Origin of the sequence: Mycobacterium marinum (genome assembly GCF_003391395.1) — a bacterium.
In the GTDB taxonomy this organism is placed as follows: domain Bacteria; phylum Actinomycetota; class Actinomycetes; order Mycobacteriales; family Mycobacteriaceae; genus Mycobacterium; species Mycobacterium marinum.
In genome coordinates this window covers 3828148-3844714 of the sequence record NZ_CP024190.1, presented here as the reverse complement: position 1 = coordinate 3844714, position 16567 = coordinate 3828148, and the positions used below count along the sequence as shown (strand labels likewise).

General features: G+C 65.4%; 15 protein-coding genes and 1 pseudogene. 5 read left to right on the top strand and 11 right to left on the bottom strand.

Going from position 1 to position 16567, the window contains the following annotated elements:
• Positions 1-232 precede the first annotated feature (232 nt).
• Positions 233-1669: a type I glutamate--ammonia ligase gene (gene glnA / locus CCUG20998_RS15875; protein WP_020730660.1), complete on the bottom strand. Its 1437-nt coding sequence runs from the start codon at positions 1667-1669 to the stop codon at positions 233-235.
• Positions 1670-1911: 242 nt separating this feature from the next.
• On the opposite strand from glnA, the gene CCUG20998_RS15870 reads away from it, so the two are divergent.
• A complete protein-coding gene (locus CCUG20998_RS15870; protein WP_020730661.1) occupies positions 1912-2334 on the top strand; it encodes an RDD family protein in 423 nt (140 codons plus the stop codon).
• A 49-nt stretch (positions 2335-2383) separates the two neighbouring features.
• Here the strand turns inward: CCUG20998_RS15870 and CCUG20998_RS15865 are convergent, their stop codons facing one another.
• The 3 genes from CCUG20998_RS15865 to lipB are packed head-to-tail and all read right to left on the bottom strand — an operon-like array spanning position 2384 to position 4859.
• Positions 2384-3136, bottom strand: a complete 753-nt coding sequence (locus CCUG20998_RS15865) for a DUF4191 domain-containing protein (protein ID WP_011739516.1) — start codon at positions 3134-3136, stop codon at positions 2384-2386.
• Positions 3137-3162: 26 nt separating this feature from the next.
• On the bottom strand, positions 3163-4137 hold the full coding sequence (gene lipA / locus CCUG20998_RS15860) for a lipoyl synthase (protein ID WP_011739517.1): 975 nt from the start codon (positions 4135-4137) through the stop codon (positions 3163-3165).
• On the bottom strand, positions 4134-4859 hold the full coding sequence (gene lipB, locus CCUG20998_RS15855) for a lipoyl(octanoyl) transferase LipB (protein ID WP_020730662.1): 726 nt from the start codon (positions 4857-4859) through the stop codon (positions 4134-4136). The genes lipA and lipB overlap by 4 nt, the downstream gene beginning before the upstream one ends.
• Positions 4860-5019: 160 nt before the next feature.
• Between lipB and CCUG20998_RS15850 the strand changes: the two genes are divergently transcribed.
• From CCUG20998_RS15850 to CCUG20998_RS15840, 3 genes are all read left to right on the top strand, one after another.
• On the top strand, positions 5020-6861 hold the full coding sequence (locus tag CCUG20998_RS15850; protein WP_020730663.1) for an ABC transporter ATP-binding protein: 1842 nt from the start codon (positions 5020-5022) through the stop codon (positions 6859-6861).
• 227 nt (positions 6862-7088) lie between these two features.
• Positions 7089-9191, top strand: coding sequence for an ABC transporter ATP-binding protein (locus CCUG20998_RS15845; RefSeq protein WP_020730664.1), 2103 nt, complete (start codon positions 7089-7091; stop codon positions 9189-9191).
• A gap of 83 nt (positions 9192-9274) precedes the next feature.
• Positions 9275-9667: a DUF1622 domain-containing protein gene (locus CCUG20998_RS15840; RefSeq protein WP_020730665.1), complete on the top strand. Its 393-nt coding sequence runs from the start codon at positions 9275-9277 to the stop codon at positions 9665-9667.
• A gap of 24 nt (positions 9668-9691) precedes the next feature.
• Here the strand turns inward: CCUG20998_RS15840 and CCUG20998_RS15835 are convergent, their stop codons facing one another.
• The 6 genes from CCUG20998_RS15835 to CCUG20998_RS15810 form a co-directional block, all read right to left on the bottom strand.
• Complete coding sequence (locus CCUG20998_RS15835; protein ID WP_020730666.1) at positions 9692-11368, bottom strand: acetolactate synthase large subunit; 1677 nt, start codon at positions 11366-11368, stop codon at positions 9692-9694.
• Positions 11368-12027 (bottom strand): RraA family protein, encoded by a 660-nt coding sequence (locus CCUG20998_RS15830; RefSeq protein ID WP_012394936.1) that lies wholly within the window; start codon positions 12025-12027, stop codon positions 11368-11370. Before CCUG20998_RS15830 ends, CCUG20998_RS15835 begins: the two co-directional genes overlap by 1 nt.
• Before the next feature lie 31 nt (positions 12028-12058).
• On the bottom strand, positions 12059-12898 hold the full coding sequence (locus CCUG20998_RS15825; protein ID WP_103653946.1) for a hypothetical protein: 840 nt from the start codon (positions 12896-12898) through the stop codon (positions 12059-12061).
• Positions 12899-12930: 32 nt separating this feature from the next.
• A complete protein-coding gene (locus tag CCUG20998_RS15820; RefSeq protein ID WP_012394934.1) occupies positions 12931-13683 on the bottom strand; it encodes a flavodoxin family protein in 753 nt (250 codons plus the stop codon).
• 526 nt (positions 13684-14209) lie between these two features.
• Entirely contained in the window at positions 14210-14494 is a 285-nt protein-coding gene (locus CCUG20998_RS15815; RefSeq protein WP_012394933.1) for a zf-HC2 domain-containing protein, read from the bottom strand.
• Positions 14484-15137: an RNA polymerase sigma factor gene (locus tag CCUG20998_RS15810; RefSeq protein ID WP_012394932.1), complete on the bottom strand. Its 654-nt coding sequence runs from the start codon at positions 15135-15137 to the stop codon at positions 14484-14486. The genes CCUG20998_RS15815 and CCUG20998_RS15810 overlap by 11 nt, the downstream gene beginning before the upstream one ends.
• 134 nt (positions 15138-15271) lie before the next feature.
• On the opposite strand from CCUG20998_RS15810, the gene CCUG20998_RS15805 reads away from it, so the two are divergent.
• Positions 15272-15808 carry a carboxymuconolactone decarboxylase family protein gene (locus CCUG20998_RS15805; protein WP_012394931.1) on the top strand — a complete coding sequence of 179 codons (537 nt, stop codon included), beginning with the start codon at positions 15272-15274 and terminating at the stop codon, positions 15806-15808.
• Between the two features lie 137 nt (positions 15809-15945).
• Here the strand turns inward: CCUG20998_RS15805 and CCUG20998_RS15800 are convergent.
• Positions 15946-16143, bottom strand: a pseudogene (locus CCUG20998_RS15800) (NAD-dependent epimerase/dehydratase family protein); the annotation flags it as partial.
• Between the last annotated feature and the right edge of the window lie 424 nt (positions 16144-16567).

The window sequence follows — 16567 nt, the reverse complement described above, 5'->3', positions numbered from 1 at the left end:
AGCAAGCCAGAGTCAACGAGCCGTGCTGAGCAGAGCCTAATCGATGGCGTGGATCCGCAAACGCGATTGCCGGCTATCGCTGGCCCTTCCGATGCACCGTCTGCGATGCAGGGCGGCACGGCGCAGACTCCGGCGCGAAAAACAGACAACCCGCTTGGCGACCGGTGAGGGTCGCCAAGCGGGTTGCTGTACCCGGTGTGTGTTACACGACTTGGAAGCGCGCTAGACGTCTCTAGCAGTCATAGTAGAGCGCGAACTCGTACGGGTGCGGCCGCAGGTTGACCGGCTCGATCTCGTTCTCGCGCTTGAAGCTGATCCACGTCTCGATCAGGTCGGGGGTGAATACGCCACCCTCCGTGAGGTATTCGTGGTCAGCCTCGAGCCGGTCGATCACCGCGGCCAGCTGGGTCGGGGCCTGCGGGATGTTTGCGGCTTCCTCCGGCGGCAGCTCGTAGAGGTCCTTGTCGACCGGCGCCTGGGGCTCGATCTTGTTCTTGATGCCGTCCAGACCGGCCATCAACATCGCCGCGAACGCCAGGTACGGGTTGCCCGACGAGTCGGGGCAACGGAACTCGAGGCGCTTGGCCTTCGGGTTGCTGCCGGTGATCGGGATACGCACACAGGCCGAGCGGTTGCGCTGGCTGTAGACCAGGTTGATCGGGGCCTCGTAGCCGGGTACCAGCCGCTTGTAGGAGTTCACCGTGGGGTTGGTGAAGGCCAGCAGCGAAGGCGCGTGGTGCAACAGGCCACCGATGTAGTGGCGAGCCGTGTCCGACAGGCCGGCGTACCCGGTCTCGTCGTACATCATCGGGGTGCCGTCCTTCCACAGCGACTGGTGGGTGTGCATACCCGATCCGTTGTCACCGAAGAGCGGCTTGGGCATGAAGGTCACGGTCTTGCCGGCCTGCCATGCGGTCTGCTTGACGATGTACTTGTAGAGCTGCATGTCGTCCGCGGCGTGCAGCAGCGTGTTGAACTTGTAGTTGATCTCGGCCTGCCCGCCGGTACCCACCTCGTGGTGGCCCTTTTCCAGGCTGAAGCCGGCGTTGATCAGGTTGGTCAGCATCTTGTCGCGCAGGTCGACGTAGTGGTCGACGGGCGCCACCGGGAAGTACCCGCCCTTGGGGCGGACCTTGTAGCCGAGGTTGGGGCCGCCGTCGGCTTCGTTGGCTGCGCCGGTGTTCCACCACCCGGAGATGGCGTCCACCTCGTAGAACGACCCGTTGGTGCGCGAGTCGAAGGCCACCGAGTCGAAAATGTAGAACTCGGCCTCGGCGCCGAAGTAGGCGGTGTCGGCGATGCCGGTGCTGATCAGGTAGTTCTCGGCCTTGCGGGCGACGTTGCGCGGGTCGCGGGAGTAGGGCTCAAGGGTGAACGGGTCATGCACAAAGAAGTTCAGGTTCAGCGTCTTGGCTTCGCGGAACTGGTCGATGATCGCGGTATCGGGGTCCGGGAGCAGGAGCATGTCGGACTCGTGGATCGACTGGAATCCGCGGATCGAGGAGCCGTCGAAGGCCAGGCCCTCCTCGAAAACGGCCTCATCGAAGAAGGAGATCGGAATCGTGAAGTGCTGCATGACACCGGGCAGATCGCAGAACCGCACATCGACAAACTCGACGCTTTCGTCTTTGGCGAGTTTGAAGACGTCGTCGGGCGTCTTATCCGTCACTGAGTGCTCCTTTGCTTAGGTGATTCGCGGCCGACGCTATGGAGGTGTTGTTGCCCGCCAGTCAACCCCGTGTTGCGCGGACGTTACGCGACCATCAGCCCCGGCAACAGCCCCCGGCTGCTGGCCGAGTCCTATTGTGAAGCCATGGCCCGCAAGATCGTAACTGGTCCGTCGATGACAATATCCCCGCCAGCCGTCGGCCGGCTCGCTGGGAAGCACAACCATGCGAGCGGACCGGGCCGATGACCACAGAATCGTCCACCAGCTATCCGGGTAAGACGCTCGGGTTCCCGAGAACCGGGCCGGGATCGCTTGCTGGAACGGGGCGCCGGCTGGCGGCGCTGTGCGTCGACTGGCTGCTGGCCTACGGTCTGGCCCTGCTGGGCGCGGGAGTCGGTGCCTGGCCCCAGGCGATGTTGTCGACGGTGGTCCTGGTGATCTGGCTGTTGATGGGTGTACTGGCGGTACGCCTGTTCGGATTCACGCCAGGTCAGTTGATGCTCGGTCTGGCGGTGGTGAGGCTGGATGGACGGATGCCCGTCGGGGTCGGCCGTCTGGCCGGACGCGGACTGCTGATCGCCCTGGTGGTCCCGCCGCTGTTCACCGACGCCGATGGGCGCGGGATCCACGACCGGCTGACGGCCACGGCGGTGGTGCGGCGCTGAGACCGCGCCCCGTCCGGGGCGGTCGGGCCCGGGCAGAGCGTGTGCGCAGCTACCTGCGGCGCACCGAGCGCTGGACACCGCGCATCTTGCCGGCGTTGGGCAACGGCCCCTTCGGCAGGGCGCCGGCGCCGGCCCGTGACCCCAGAGCGGCCAGTCGCGACTCCAGCGAGTCCAGTTGCTTGACGGTGATGTTGGCCGGAAGACGGGTGAGGTGGCGTTCCAACTTGGCCAACGGAATTTCGCCGTCGCCGTTGCCCACGATGATGTCGTAGATCGGTACCTCGCCGACCAGGCGAGCGGTGCGCTTCTTCTCCTGTGCCAGCAGCGGTTTGACCCGGGCCGCGGATCCCTCGCCGACCAGAATCACGCCGGGCCGGCCCAGCACCCGATGTACGGCGTCAAAGTGGCCGGTCGCGGCGACCCCGGGGCTCACGCGCCACTTGCCGCGCAGGTTCTCCAACGCCCAGGCGGCCGCACCGGTCTGGCCTTCAGCTTTGCTGTAGACCGCCCGTTGAGCGCGGCGGCCGAAAATGATGAACGCCACCAGACCGCCCAGCAGCAAGCCGAACGGGATCATCGTGATCATGGTGAGCCCGCCGGCCCACACCCCGACCGCCACCGAGATGCCCACGATCAGGACGAAAGCCCCGATCATGTAGGGCAGCAGTCGCTTGTCTTCCTTGCGCTGCAGGTTGAACGCCTGCCAAAGCTGGGTGCGGCGTTCCCGGGCGGCGGCCTTGCGGGCCGCCTTTGCCTCGGCCTTGGCGGCCTTGTTTTCAGCGGAATTTCGGGATCTGGCCATAGTTGTCAAGAATACGTAGGCACTGGCTAGCCTGAGTTCGAGGCTCCCGAGGTGTTGCGGGACCGGGCCTGCTCGTAGAGCCGGCCCGCCCGGTAGGACGAGCGCACCAGCGGACCGGCCAACACCCCGGCGAAGCCCAGCCCCTCGGCGTACTGGGCGAACTCGACGAACTCCTCGGGCCGTACCCAGCGCTCGACCGGGTGGTGGCGCGGCGACGGGCGCAGATATTGGGTGATGGTGATGATGTCGCAGCCGGCATCATGCAGATCGACCAGCGCGGTGCGCACCTCCTCAGGGGTTTCCCCCATGCCAAGAATGAGGTTGCTCTTGGTCACCAGCCCGAACTGGCGGGCCGCGGTAAGCACGTCCAGGCTGCGCTGATAGGTGAAGGCGGGCCGGATCCGTTTGAAAACCCGTGGCACGGTTTCGACGTTGTGCGCCAATACCTCCGGGCGGGCCTCGAAGACTTCGCCAAGCTGATCAGCTTTGCCGTTGAAGTCCGGGATCAGCAGCTCGACGCCGGTGGACGGGTTGAGCTCCTTGATGGCGCGCACGGTCTCCGCGTAGAGCCAGGCGCCGCCGTCGGGCAGGTCGTCGCGCGCCACGCCGGTGACGGTGGCGTAGCGCAAGCCCATGGTGTGCACACTCTCGGCGACGCGGCGCGGCTCGTCGCGATCCAGCGGGGCCGGTTTTCCGGTGTCGATCTGGCAGAAGTCACAACGACGGGTGCACTGGTCCCCGCCGATCAAAAACGTGGCTTCCCGGTCTTCCCAGCATTCGAAGATGTTCGGGCAGCCAGCCTCTTCACACACCGTGTGCAGGCCCTCGCGCCGAACCAGGTTTTTCAGCTCGGTGTATTCGGGCCCCATGCGGGCGCGGGTGCGGATCCACGGGGGTTTGCGTTCGATAGGGGTCTGCGCGTTGCGCACTTCCAGGCGCAGCAGCTTGCGGCCCTGCGGAGCCGCAGCGCCGGCGGCACCGGGCTCCGGAGCGACATTCACGTTGATGATGCTACGCGGGCGCCCCGGTGGTCGCGGACCGGCAGGGCTCCGTCCAACGCATTGCAGACGGCGTCGGCGACTGCGCCGCGGACCTCCTCGACGCCAACGGTGCGGCCAAGCTCGGCCGATAGCGAGGTCACCCCGGCATCGGAGATGCCACACGGCACGATCGCGGTGAACGCGGCCAAGTCGCAATCGCAGTTCAGCGCGAAGCCGTGCAGCGTTGTCGCCCGTGACACCCGGACACCGATGGCGGCGATCTTGCGCTCCGGGCGCCCGGATCCGGCCGGTATCCACACCCCGGACCTGCCCTCGACCCGTCCGGTCTCCAAACCCAAGTCAAGACACACCTTGATCAGCGATTCTTCGAGGCGCCGAACGTAATTGACCACGTCGAGTGGTTGGGCCAAACCGATGATCGGATAGCCGACCAGCTGGCCTGGGCCATGCCAGGTGATCTTTCCGCCGCGGTCTGTGTCTACGACATCTATCGCCTCGGCCCCGGCGGCGCCCGCAAAGACGGGGCCGGGCCGTTCGTGCGGCTCGGTGCGTCGTCCGGCGGTGTAGACCGCGGGGTGTTGCAGCAGCAGCAACGTGTCGGGGCCGCCGGCGACGCGGGCGTCGGCCAGGTCGCGTTGCATCTGCCAGGCAGTCTGGTAATCGACGCTGCCAAGTTGGCGCACGTCGATTCCAGCCGTGCTGGAGCGGATTGACCCGGTCACAGTTGCGACGTTACCCGTAGCAGCCGGTCACCCGCGGCCGTGGTGTGCCAGGTCCCGGCCCTGGCTGTCGACCGTCTTGAGAATCCTTTCAGAATCCGCCAGGGCGCGCCGCTGACGCTGTGGTTGACCGCACCACTGGATGCATCGGAAGGACGCCGCAGTGATCGCTGCCCAACCCGGACCGGGCGTGCCAACCAGCGATACGGCGCTGCGGCGCCTGGTCGGCCACGCCGCGCGGCGCAGTCCTACCGCGACCACCGCGCTGAGGCTGGTGCGGCGGTGCGTCGCCGGTAATCCCCGCCTTTTGGCGGCGGTCACCGCGGTGCAGCTGGTCGGCACCCTGGCGGCGTTGTACTTGCCGGCCGTCGACGCCAGGATCATCGACCGCGGCATCGCCCAGGGGGACACCGCCACAATCATCAGGCTGGGGGCGGTGATGCTGGCCGCCGGCGGAATTCAGCTGCTGTGCTCGGTGGCCGCGGTCTACCTCGGCTCGCTGGTCAGCATGGGGTTCGGGCGTGCCCTGCGCCGGGAGCTGTTTGACCGGGTGACCGGTTGGTCGATGCTCGAGGTGTCCAGGTTTGGAGCCTCCTCGCTGCTGACGCGCACCACTACCGACGTACAAACGATCGAGTCGACGCTGCAGCAGTACATCACGACGCTGATCGCAACCGTGATAACCGGCATCGGCGGGGTGGTGATGGCGGCGCACGAAGACGCCGCCCTGTCCTGGGTGCTGTTGGTGGCGGTTCCGGTGTTGGCGGCGCTCACCTCATGGATCATGTCGCACCTGATCGCCCACGAGCGCGGTCTGCAGAAACTCTTTGATCGAATGAACCAGGTTGTACGCGAACAGCTTTCGGGCATCCGGGTGGTCCGCGCCTGCGCTCGTGAAGGGTTCGAACGGGGCCGGTTCGGCCAAGTCAGCGCCAGCTACTCGCGGACCGCGCTGGCCGCCGATCGGTGGCAGGCCCTGCTGGCGCCGGTTGCCACCCTGGTGATCAGCCTGTCCAGCGTTGCGCTGGTCTGGTTCGGCGCGACGGCCATCGACGCCGGCCAGATGCGGGTGGGGCAGCTACTCGCTTTCATGCTGTATGCGATGCAGATCTTGGCCGCGGCGTCGATGCTGTCGAAAATACTGGCCAACATGCCGGCGGCGGCCGCCAGTTTTGAGCGGATCAATGAGGTGCTATCGACCGACGCCGGCCTGGCCTCGACACCGGCCCGAGCCGACCATGGTGGGGGCGCGCCCGCCCGCAATGATGCGGTCATCGGGTTGCACAACGTGAGTTTCGGCTATCCCGACGCGGACCGGGCCGTGCTGCGTGACCTGTCGTTCACCGCCACGCCGGGCAGTGTGACGGCGATTGTCGGCGCCACCGGTTCGGGCAAGTCGACGATGATCTCACTGCTCACCGGGCTCTATGACGTTGCCGGTGGATCGGTGCGGGTGAACGGAGTCGACGTGCGCGACTGCGATCCCGAACAGCTGCGCTCGATCGCGGTGGTCCCTCAGGGCGGATACTTGTTCGCCGGGTCGGTTGCCGACAATCTGCGCTACGGCAAGCCCGACGCCACGAACGCCGAGATGTGGGAGGCGTTGCGCATCGCGGCCGCCGACGGATTCGTGGCCGCCCACCCCGACGGCCTGCAGATGCCGGTTGCGCAGGGCGGTGTCAATCTCTCCGGTGGCCAGCGACAGCGGCTGGCCATCGCCCGCGCCGTCATCCGCCGGCCCTCGGTGTACTTGCTCGACGATGCCTTCTCGGCACTGGATGTGCGCACCCAGCGCGATGTGTGGGCCGCACTGCGCGCCAGTTGCCCCGACGCCGCGGTCATCACGGTGTCACAGCGAGTCGGCGCGGCGGCCGAAGCGGACCAGGTGATTTTCCTGCACGGCGGCTCGGCCACCGGCTCACGCGCCCCGATGGGCGCCCACGAGTCGCTGCTGGCCGATTGCCCGCGCTACGCCGAGTTCGTCGCGGCCCAGGCCCCGGCATAACCCGGACACGTCCCTGAACCGGGTTGAACCGGCCTGAACCGGTGTCGAGCCGGTCCAAGGGGATCTGCCGCGCGAAACCCGGCGTCTCAAGAATGCATGCAGAAGCCGACAAGGGACACGTTCGACGCTGGTGGCGGCGATAAGCGAATTAGGTCATCGAGCTGGGGAGGGACGTGACAGTGATCGGCCACCAACATTGGCCCCGGTTCCGGCGCGGGTGTGCCGCCGTGCCGGCACGGCGCGCCGGGACCGCCGCACGTCTGTGCAAACGGCTGCTGGCCAGCCGGGGCCTGATGGCCGCCGTCGTCGTGCTGGCCATCGCGGGCGCCGCGATCGATGTGATTGCGCCACGGCTGCTCGGGCACGCCACCGATCTGCTGTTCGCCGGGATGATGGGTCGTCAGCTGCCCGCCGGCACGACCAAGGAGCAGGCGGTGTCGGCGGCATACGCGCGGGGCGACGGCACCGTCGCGCACCTGTTGTCCACGATGGACGTGGTGCCGGGCGTGGGTATCGACTTCACCGCCATCGCCCACACCCTGCTGGTGGCCGCGGCCCTGTTCTGCGTTTCCGCATTGCTGGTCTCGGTCCAAGCCCAGCTGCTGAAGATCGCAATCCAGAAAATGATGGAGCGCCTGCGCACCGAGCTCGAGGAGAAGCTGCACCGGCTCCCACTGTCCTACGTCGACGCGCACCGGCACGGCGAGCTGCTCAGCCGGGTCACCAACGACATCGATACCGTTCAGATGGCTCTGAAGCAGACCGCGAGCGCGCTGCCCACCACGGTGCTGACCGTGCTGGCGGTACTGGTGATGATGGTGACCATTTCGCCGCTCCTGGCGGTGCTCACGATGGTCACCGTGCCGATATCGGTGCTGGCGAGTCGCTTCCTCCTGCAGCGCTCCAAGCAACTACGGGTGGCCCGGGCCGCCGATATTGGTCGGCTCAACGCGGCGGTCGAGGAGATCTACAGCGGGCTTGCCGTGGTCCAGGCTTTCGGCCATCAGACACCCGTGCGCGACCAATTTGCGCAGATCAACGACGATGTCTACCGCACCAGCTCGGGTGCGCAGTTCATCTCGGGGCTGATCTCTCCGGCCACCACGTTCGTCGGCAATCTGGGCTACCTGGTGGTGGCGGTGGTGGGCGCACTGCAGGTGACGTCGGGCAGCCTCAGCCTCGGCACCATCGAGGCGTTCATCCAGTACGTGCGCCAGTTCAACCAGCCGGTGACCGACGTCGCGACCAGGTACGACGTGTTGCAGGCCGGGTTTGCGTCCGCGGAAAGGGTTTTCGAGCTGCTCGATGCGCCTGAACAGCAAGACGACCCGGGCCTCGAGTTGCCCGCAGTCGGTGCTGGGGGTGGCCGGGTCGAATTCGACCAGGTCAACTTTGGCTACCAGCCGGGCAGGCCGGTGCTCGAGGATCTGTCTCTGGTGGCCGAGGCGGGCAAGACGGTCGCGATCGTTGGGCCCACCGGGGCGGGCAAGAGCACGCTGGTGAATCTGTTGATGCGGTTCTACGAGGTGGACTCCGGACGGATCCTGATCGATGGAGTGGACATCGGCACCGTCGACCGCGATTCGCTGCGCTCTCGGATCGGCATGGTCCTGCAGGACACCTGGCTGCTGGCCGGCACCATCGCCGAAAACATCGGCTACGGACGTCCCGAGGCCAGCCGCGAGGAGATCATCGCGGCGGCCAAGGCGGCACATCTGGACGAGTTCGTCTGTGGCATGCGTGACGGCTACGACACCTGGGTGAGCGAGGACGGCGGCAACCTCAGCGCCGGCGAAAAGCAGCTGATCACCATCGCTCGGGCATTTCTGGCGGGTCCGCAATTTCTCATCCTCGACGAGGCCACCAGTTCGGTCGACCCGGGCACCGAGGCCCTGATTCAGCGGGCGATGACCGAACTTCGGCGTGGCCGAACCTGTTTCGTTATCGCCCACCGTCTGTCGACGATCCGCGACGCCGACGCGATCCTCGTCATGGAGGCAGGGCGGGTCGTCGAACAGGGGACTCACCGACAGCTGGTGGCCCGGCGCGGCAGCTACTTTCAGATGATGGAGGCCGCCGGCATGTGCGTGGCGCCTCGGCCGGGACGGGCCGACGATGGCGGTGCACCGTGTTGCGACGGTGGGCGTCGGCACCCCCGGTCCCGGGTGAGCGAGGCGCATCACCGGCCGGATACGCGGCCGGTGCGCGCGCCGGCGAGCCGCACGCCACCGGCCGGTGAACATACCCCGGACCGCCCTGGGCCCCGGATTGCGTCGCGAACCAAGACGTCACATGTTCTGATCGGCGATTCCGTCAGGTGCCGAACGTGATTCGGCGCGGCAGGAATTCGGCGGACCACGTGGGTAGTTGATGTGCTGTCACAACACCGGGCTGCAGCGATACCCTGCGTGTAATGAGCTTCATCGAAACTGTCAGTCGGATAGGCATGGCCATCGACGGCATGGGCGTCGCGGTGATCATGCTGGGCGCGGTGGTCTCATCGGGGCTCTTCGTCGCCCACCTGCCGCGCAGGCCGGACCGCGCCTATCGGGAGTTCCGGCAAAATCTCGGGCGATCCATCCTGATCGGCCTGGAGCTGCTGGTGGCCGGCGACATCATCAACACGATCCTGGTGACTCCCAACGGGGAAAGCGTTGCCGCGCTAGCCGGTGTCGTGGCGATCAGGACCTTTCTGAGCATCTCGCTCACCGTCGAGATGACGGGTCGATGGCCCTGGCGGCAGCCGACGGTGTCACCGGAGACCACCGCCGCTGGGGGCCAATTCGACGCGGCTGCCGACAGCTAGCCAGCACGCCGGCGTGGCTGCCCGCTATCGTTGGCTGCCGGCCAGCAGCTTCTCGCAGTCCACCGAACGCATCTCCATCATCAGCGCCATGTTCTGCTGTGGGTCGACCGGCGCATCGATGATGTGGACACCGCCGGCCGCGGCGGCCTGATCGAGCACATCGCGGAACCGGGCTGGATCATCCAACCGGTGACCCGTCGCCCCGTAACTGTGGGCGAAGCCGACAAAATCGGGATTGGTGAAGTCCACCCCGTACCTGCCGAAGCCATCGGACATCTGCTTGAGGGCGATCATGCCCAGACCATTGTCGTTGAACACGACGATGATCAGATCCAGCCCGAGGCGAACCGCCGTTTCCAGGTCTTGACTGTTCATGGCGAATCCGCCGTCACCGGTCACCACCACCACCTTGCGATCGGGATGAACCAGCTTGGCGGCGATCGCGGCGGGCAGGCTGATGCCCATGGACCCCAGCGCATGGTCGATCAGCATCGTGTTGGGCTGGCGCGCGTTGAAGTTGCGGGTCGCCCACATCATGTGGATGCCGTTGTCGAGCGACAGAATGTCATCGTCGGCCATGAAGTCACGCAGCGTGGCGATCAGGTACCCCTGCTTGGCCGGGAAAGACGTGTCGGTCGAGGCGCGTTTGATGCTGTCCTGCATCGCCTTTGCGAGTCGGTGGAAGCCATCGTGGTCCCACGCCGGATTGGGGCAGAGTTGCTCGGTCAGCCGGTGCAGCGCGTCTGCCATGTCGCCGACGACCTGCGCCTGCGGGAAGTAGCTGTTGTCGCCCTGGGCGGCGAACGGATTGAGGTGGATGACCGTGCGCCCGTCGTCGGGTTGCATGAAGAAGGTCGGTTTCTCCAGCACGTCGTGACCGACGTTGAGAATGACATCCGCCGTCGTGATGGCGCAGTTGGGATAGTCACCCGGCATGATCGAACAACCGAGATAGCGTGGATCGTCCTCGTTGGCGACGCCCTTGCCCATCATGGTTGCCACGAAGGGGATCTGGGTCTTTTCGATGAGCGCGCGCACCGCCGCCGCCACCGCGGGCCGATTGGCGCGGGTGCCGCCGCCGACCATGATCAGCGGCCGGCGGGCGTCACGGATCAACCGGGCCGCGGTCTCAATGCTGTCCTGCGTGGCTACCGGAATGTCGCCGTGCCAGCATGGCACCAGTGGCCCGAGTTCGGTTTCTCTGGCCACGTCGTCGGGTAGTTCCAGGTGCGCGGGCCCCTGACGCTCACCCAGCGCCGACATCATCGCCTGGCGCAGCAACGATCCGGCCATTGGTCCGGACGGGATCTTGGCGGCGAACTTGGTGATGGGCCGCATCACATCGACGACGTCGACAATTTGATATTGCCCCATGCGGTTGTCGCGCACCGCCTTTTGGCCGGTGATGACGAGCATGGGCATGGCCGTCAGATAGGCGTGGGCCACCGGGGTGGTCAGGTTCATCGCGCCCGCGCCAAGTGTTGACATCGCGACAGCCAGCTTGCCGGTGAGGCGCCCATAGGCGGCGGCCGCAAAGCCCGCCGCCTGCTCGTGGCGGAACAGGATGAACTTGATCCGCCCGTCGTTGCGCAGCGCCTCCATGAAATGCAGGTTCTCGTCGCCCGGGATCCCGAACACATACTCCACGCCTTCGGCCGCAAGCGCCGCGACGATCTGTTCGCTGGTGTTCGACGGTGCCATCAGAGTTCACCGCTGCCCTGACGCAGCACCGTCTCGGGGTCTTCGGATTTCAGGCTTTCCTTGACCTGGTCCATCTTCTTCATGATGTTGTGTGCCTTGGTCAGGATTGCCTCGGCCTGATCGCCGGGGATCACCACGGCCGTCGAACCCTTGGCGAAGATCACATCGCCGGGAACCACGGTGACGCCGCCGATCGCTACCGGAACGTCGGCCAGGTAGGGCTGGATCTCGTTACCGCCTCCGCGCGCCGTTTCCCCGTGACAGTAGGTCGCGAAGTTGTAGGTGCTCAGCTCCTCGAAATCACGCAGCATGCCGTCAGCGAGAATGCCTGCCATGCCGAGGTTTTCGACCCGACTGAGCTTGGTGCCGCCGCCGAGTGAGGTCTGGTGGTAGCCGTTGGATGCCATCACCAGCACGGCGCCGGCAGGGTCATGTTTGGCGACGGCACGGTAGATCGCCGGACCGAGGCTGTGCTTCTCCGGGTCCATCAGGTCCTTGCGTACCGGCAGAAAGGAAATGGTGACCGCGGGGCCGACGAGCACTCGGTCCGGGTCCGGGCTGTCAAGTTCGATGATGTGGGCGCGATGCGCATAGGTCATCATCATGGCGTCGACGACGTCGGCGACCCCGAGGCCATCCACCAGTTCGGTCAGCTGCATGACTTCGTCCTACCCTTCTATTCGAAAGCGGCTATTCGGTGGGCATCATGTTCAGCAATAGGCTCACCACCGGAATCATCCGCCCCATCGCGTTGGGGACCAGGTTTTCCAGCGAATCCTTCACTGCTGCCGCGGTTTCGGGGTCAGGCGGCTCGGTCGGCCCGAGTGCACCACTGACCGTGACCCCCCGGCGTCGGCCGTCGGCGAGCACCGCGTCGATCGTCGTCAGCAGTGACCCGTCATCGTGCAGCGGGCGCAACGCGGCGTAGTAGAGCACCAAGAAGCCTGGCCAGTGCGCCAGGTTTCGCGGCAGGCTGACCTGCACGTCTTTGGCCTTGCCGCGGGCGCCGATCAAGTTGACCGTGCGCACCATCTCGGCCACGTGTGAGGGCATCTGATCGAAATTCAACCTCGTCGGGGCGGGCGTGCCGGCGCCGTGCCGCGGCGGTTGCTGGGCCGGGGGAGCGGCCGGTTGGCCCTGTCCGTCCAATCGCGCCATGATGGCCGAAAAGGAAACGATGTTGAGCGGATTGCCGCGGTCGTAGCCGATCAGCGCGGCACGGATCGCCGACTCACCCTCAGCGTTGATGCCCACCGACCGCAGGGCGGCCCGGCTGAACCGGGGGACTGTCGGCAGATCCTGCGCCTCGCGCAAGGCGTCCGCCTGCCCGTACACCGCGCCGTTGGTGTAGAGCGGTCTCATCGTTTCCCAGATCCAGCGCAACCCACCCGGAATGGACGCGATGTTGCGCCAGATCAGATTGACGAATGACATTCCAAGCGTCTCGCGGATGTCCGCGTAGAGCTCGGCAATTTCACCCGTCGCCTCGGCCTCGCCGACGCTTGGAACCGGATCTCCGGACGGCTGCATGGCAAATTCCCTTATCTCCCAGGGATAGAAGATCAGTCCGGCATGTTCGCGCGCATGTAGTCGATCGCAAGCTTCATCGCGGCCATCTTGACCTTGTTGCGTTCCATCATCTGTGCGTTCAGCTGCGCGATGTTGACGGCATATGGGTTTTCCCGCAACAGCTTTGCCGCGAAAAGCAGATTGGTGGCGGTCAGCTCGGCATTGCGGCGCACATAGGGCGACAGCTCGCCGCCAGCCTCGATATAGCTCGCGCCCGGACCTGCGTCACCGACCCAATACAGATCGGTGTTGGGTGGCACCGTCGCCCCGAAGTGCAGCAGGTTGCCGAAAGTGTTGGCCACACAATCGTGGCTGCCGTCCTCATTGCCCGTCACCACGATGCCGGCCACCGACCCGTAGAGCGGGAACTGCCCGGTCTTTTCGCACATCACCGTCTTCGTGGTGCCGTCGAGGCGCTCGATCACTCGCTGCATCACCGACGATCGCACACCCATCCAGATCGGCATGGCGGGCACGATGATGTTGGCACGCTTGACCTTTTCCAGGATCAGCGGCCACTCGTCGCCGTCCCCCTCGTCATTGCCGACTCCGGGCTTGACGTCGTAGTCAACGACTCGGACTATCTCGGTCTCGATGTCGGGCTCGTGGGCCTTGAGCCGGTCGATAAGCAGATTGCACAATGCTTCGGTATTCGATACTTCCGGGCCCTTTTTCAGGGTGCAGTTCAGAAAGAGCGCGTAGAGCGGCCCTTCCTTCTTCATCTCGTGGAAAATCGAGGATGCCACGCGCGTCTCCGTTTGTTCATTTAGCTGGCCACAGGGATGCGTACCGAGAGCGAAGATTACACGATTTGGGGCGTTGCAGGGCCGTCGTCAACCAATTAAATTTTTGGCGCACAGCAACGATGATGCCCCGTGGTCCACCGGGAAGTGAGGCCCCCGGCGGGCGGGTGCGGACCAACTCCATCTGGGTCGGCCGCGCGCCGCGGCGCTGCCGGTCGCAGCAGTCAAAGCCGTTGGACCATAGCGTGATTAGAACACCGTTCTGGGGCACATCCGTCAGCGGATGCTCGGCGCTGCGGCGTGATCGCCCGGCCGGCGAACCGCTCACCGATGCCAGCACACTTTGGAGATGGCGAACGGTCCGCCCCTCGGTGGTCCGGACAAATCCCGCCCAGGCCGGATCCCCCGCACCGAGGCGACTGGATTGAACGACGTTTCACCGTCAGTTGACGGTCGGGACCACAATCGTGGCGTGACCATGGCAGTCGGCGAGATCCGCGAATCCGGTCACCGCACAGCGGGGGCCACGCTACAACGTTGAATCCCGACCGAGGCGGTCGAACTCGGCCAGCAACGCGTCGAAGTTGGCCGGCCGCACCTCTACCGACTCATCTCGCGTGGTTGCCGCGATTCGGATGGTGCGCCGGATCTGGTCCACATAGACGCGGCACGCCTGGCACCCTCTGGTGTGCTGTTCGAACCGGTTCAGGTCAGACTCGTCGAGCGCATCCTCGAGATAGTCGGTCACCAGAGCCACCGCGTCCGAGCAGGTAATACGTAGTTCGTTGGAGATGAAGTCGCCATCAGTTGTCATGGAAATACTCCTCCAGTATTGCGCGCAGGGCGGTGCGGCCACGGTGCAGCAGGACCCGCTGATTGACCGCTGAAATGCCCAATGCCTCACAGGTTTCCTCGCTCGACCACCCCTCGAGATCGCGCATCGCTACCACCTCGCGTTGAGCGCCGGGCAGCTGCTGCAGCGCTTCGACCACCACGGAGCGAACCTCTGCCGACAACAGTCTCTGCTCGGGCAGTAGGTCCCATCGGACCGGCACATCACGCCAATGGTTGGGTCCCAGTTCGGGATCGATCAGCCGCTCGGGATCGACGGATGGACGTGGGTCGACCTCGGGTCCGGCCGTCGCGAAGGGCACCGTATTGGCTTCCTTACGGGCCAGCGTGTGCACCTGGTTGAGCACGACCCGGAACATCCAGGTTCGAACGCTGGCCCGACCTTCGAACTTGCCGATGGAGCGCACCGCCGAGACCCACGCGTTCTGGACCGCGTCCTCGGCTGTCGCCCGCGATACATAGATGCCGGCCAGCCTGACCAGCGGTGCGTGAAGCGTTTCGACCAGGGCGCGAAACGCTTTCCCGTCGCCGGCCTGCAAAGCAGCGATCAGATCGCTTTCGGTCGCCCATCGATCATCGACGATGGTTCGTTTGGGTACCGCCACTGGTGTCGAATCCTCACTCCGCCGACAGAACCTTGCGCCTGCGGTGTAACGCCGCAGGGGTTGTCGGTGTCCAAACAGTACCCGTCGTGCTTGCGGCGGCGGGCCGGAAACAAATCGACACCCATGGAGGAATAGTGAGCACTCTGCCCCTCGTGACCGAGGCCGACGCAACACCCGAACAGGCGACGGCGCTTGCGGCGGTGAAGCAAGCGTTGGGTTCGGTCCCCAATCTGACTCGCGCGATGGCCAATAGCCCCGCACTTCTGCATGGCTATCTCGGGCTTGCCGGAAGCCTCGATGGCGGCACTTTGCCCAGGTCCACCCGTGAGCGCCTGGCAATTGCCATCGCCCAGTCCAATACCTGCTCGTACTGCTTGTCGGCGCATACCTACACCGGACAGAGACTGGCGGGTCTGAGCGCCGAGCAGGCGGCGGCGGCGCGCAAGGGCGACGCGGACGACCCAAAGGTGGCGGCCATTCTCGCGTTCGCCGTGGCGGTCAATGAGCAGCGCGGCCGGATCGATGAGTCCGAGCTTGCCGCGGTTCGTCATGCTGGAGTCAGCGACGCCGAGATCGCCGAGGTCCTCGGTCACGTGGCGCTTAACGTGTTGACCAACTACTTCAACAACGTTGCGGGCACCGAGATCGATTTTCCGCGGGTGTCGGCGTAGTTGATCGGGCGGCTTGGCGGTAGCCCGCCCTGGTGGTGGGTTCCGCCGAGCGTGCTCGCGGTGTTCGGAGTTGTGCTGGATCTGGTCGCGGTGGGCTGTGGCGTGGCTCAATGCTTCACCAATTGTGTTGTGGTGGAACTGGTGACGACGTCGACATCGGTGAGTGCGTCGGGATCGAACTCGCCGCTCTCGGGGATCCAGTGCAGCTCTTCGGAATTGGCTGGTGCTCGGTGCACGATCCGAAGCGCGCGGTGATCGGCCACGCGTAGTGCCGCTGCCAACGCCGAGCCGATCAATCCGGACGAACCCGTAATGGCGGCAACGGGTTTGCCCACGCTCTCGGAGCCCGAGGTTGGCCTCGAAAGCTCCTCCCTTTGGCAGGTGGTGCTGTCCTTGGACCGAAACCGATGAGGAGTTGTCTCGCCGACGATCTCCGCCTCGGGCAGTGCCGCCAGTCGGGTCACGAGCAGCGACGGGAGCGAGCATCGTGATGTGTTCGGCGATTTCGGTTTTGAGGCCAGCAATCTCGGTGGTCAGCATCCGCTACGGGTGACCGATGAGTCGGGCTGACATCGTCGCTGGCCCGGGGCCGGACACCGGCAGAAACGGATACGCTTTGATCCCATCGGCGGGCGGCTTGGAAGTTTGGTAACGAGGATTCTTTGGCGAATCCGTAGTATCATAAAACTCCTGAATCCACTGCCATAGTAGACACCGGATAATCGAGTCGTCTGATTAGCGTTGTGGCAATGTATTCAT

What these genes read in the sequence shown, in the direction of transcription:
- CCUG20998_RS15870 (WP_020730661.1), top strand. Translation starts at nt 1,912, where the DNA reads ATGACCACAGAATCGTCCACCAGCTATCCGGGTAAGACGCTCGGGTTC.
- CCUG20998_RS15865 (WP_011739516.1), bottom strand. Translation starts at nt 3,136, where the DNA reads ATGGCCAGATCCCGAAATTCCGCTGAAAACAAGGCCGCCAAGGCCGAG.
- CCUG20998_RS15840 (WP_020730665.1), top strand. Translation starts at nt 9,275, where the DNA reads ATGAGCTTCATCGAAACTGTCAGTCGGATAGGCATGGCCATCGACGGC.
- CCUG20998_RS15835 (WP_020730666.1), bottom strand. Translation starts at nt 11,368, where the DNA reads ATGGCACCGTCGAACACCAGCGAACAGATCGTCGCGGCGCTTGCGGCC.
- CCUG20998_RS15830 (WP_012394936.1), bottom strand. Translation starts at nt 12,027, where the DNA reads ATGCAGCTGACCGAACTGGTGGATGGCCTCGGGGTCGCCGACGTCGTC.
- CCUG20998_RS15825 (WP_103653946.1), bottom strand. Translation starts at nt 12,898, where the DNA reads ATGCAGCCGTCCGGAGATCCGGTTCCAAGCGTCGGCGAGGCCGAGGCG.
- CCUG20998_RS15815 (WP_012394933.1), bottom strand. Translation starts at nt 14,494, where the DNA reads ATGACAACTGATGGCGACTTCATCTCCAACGAACTACGTATTACCTGC.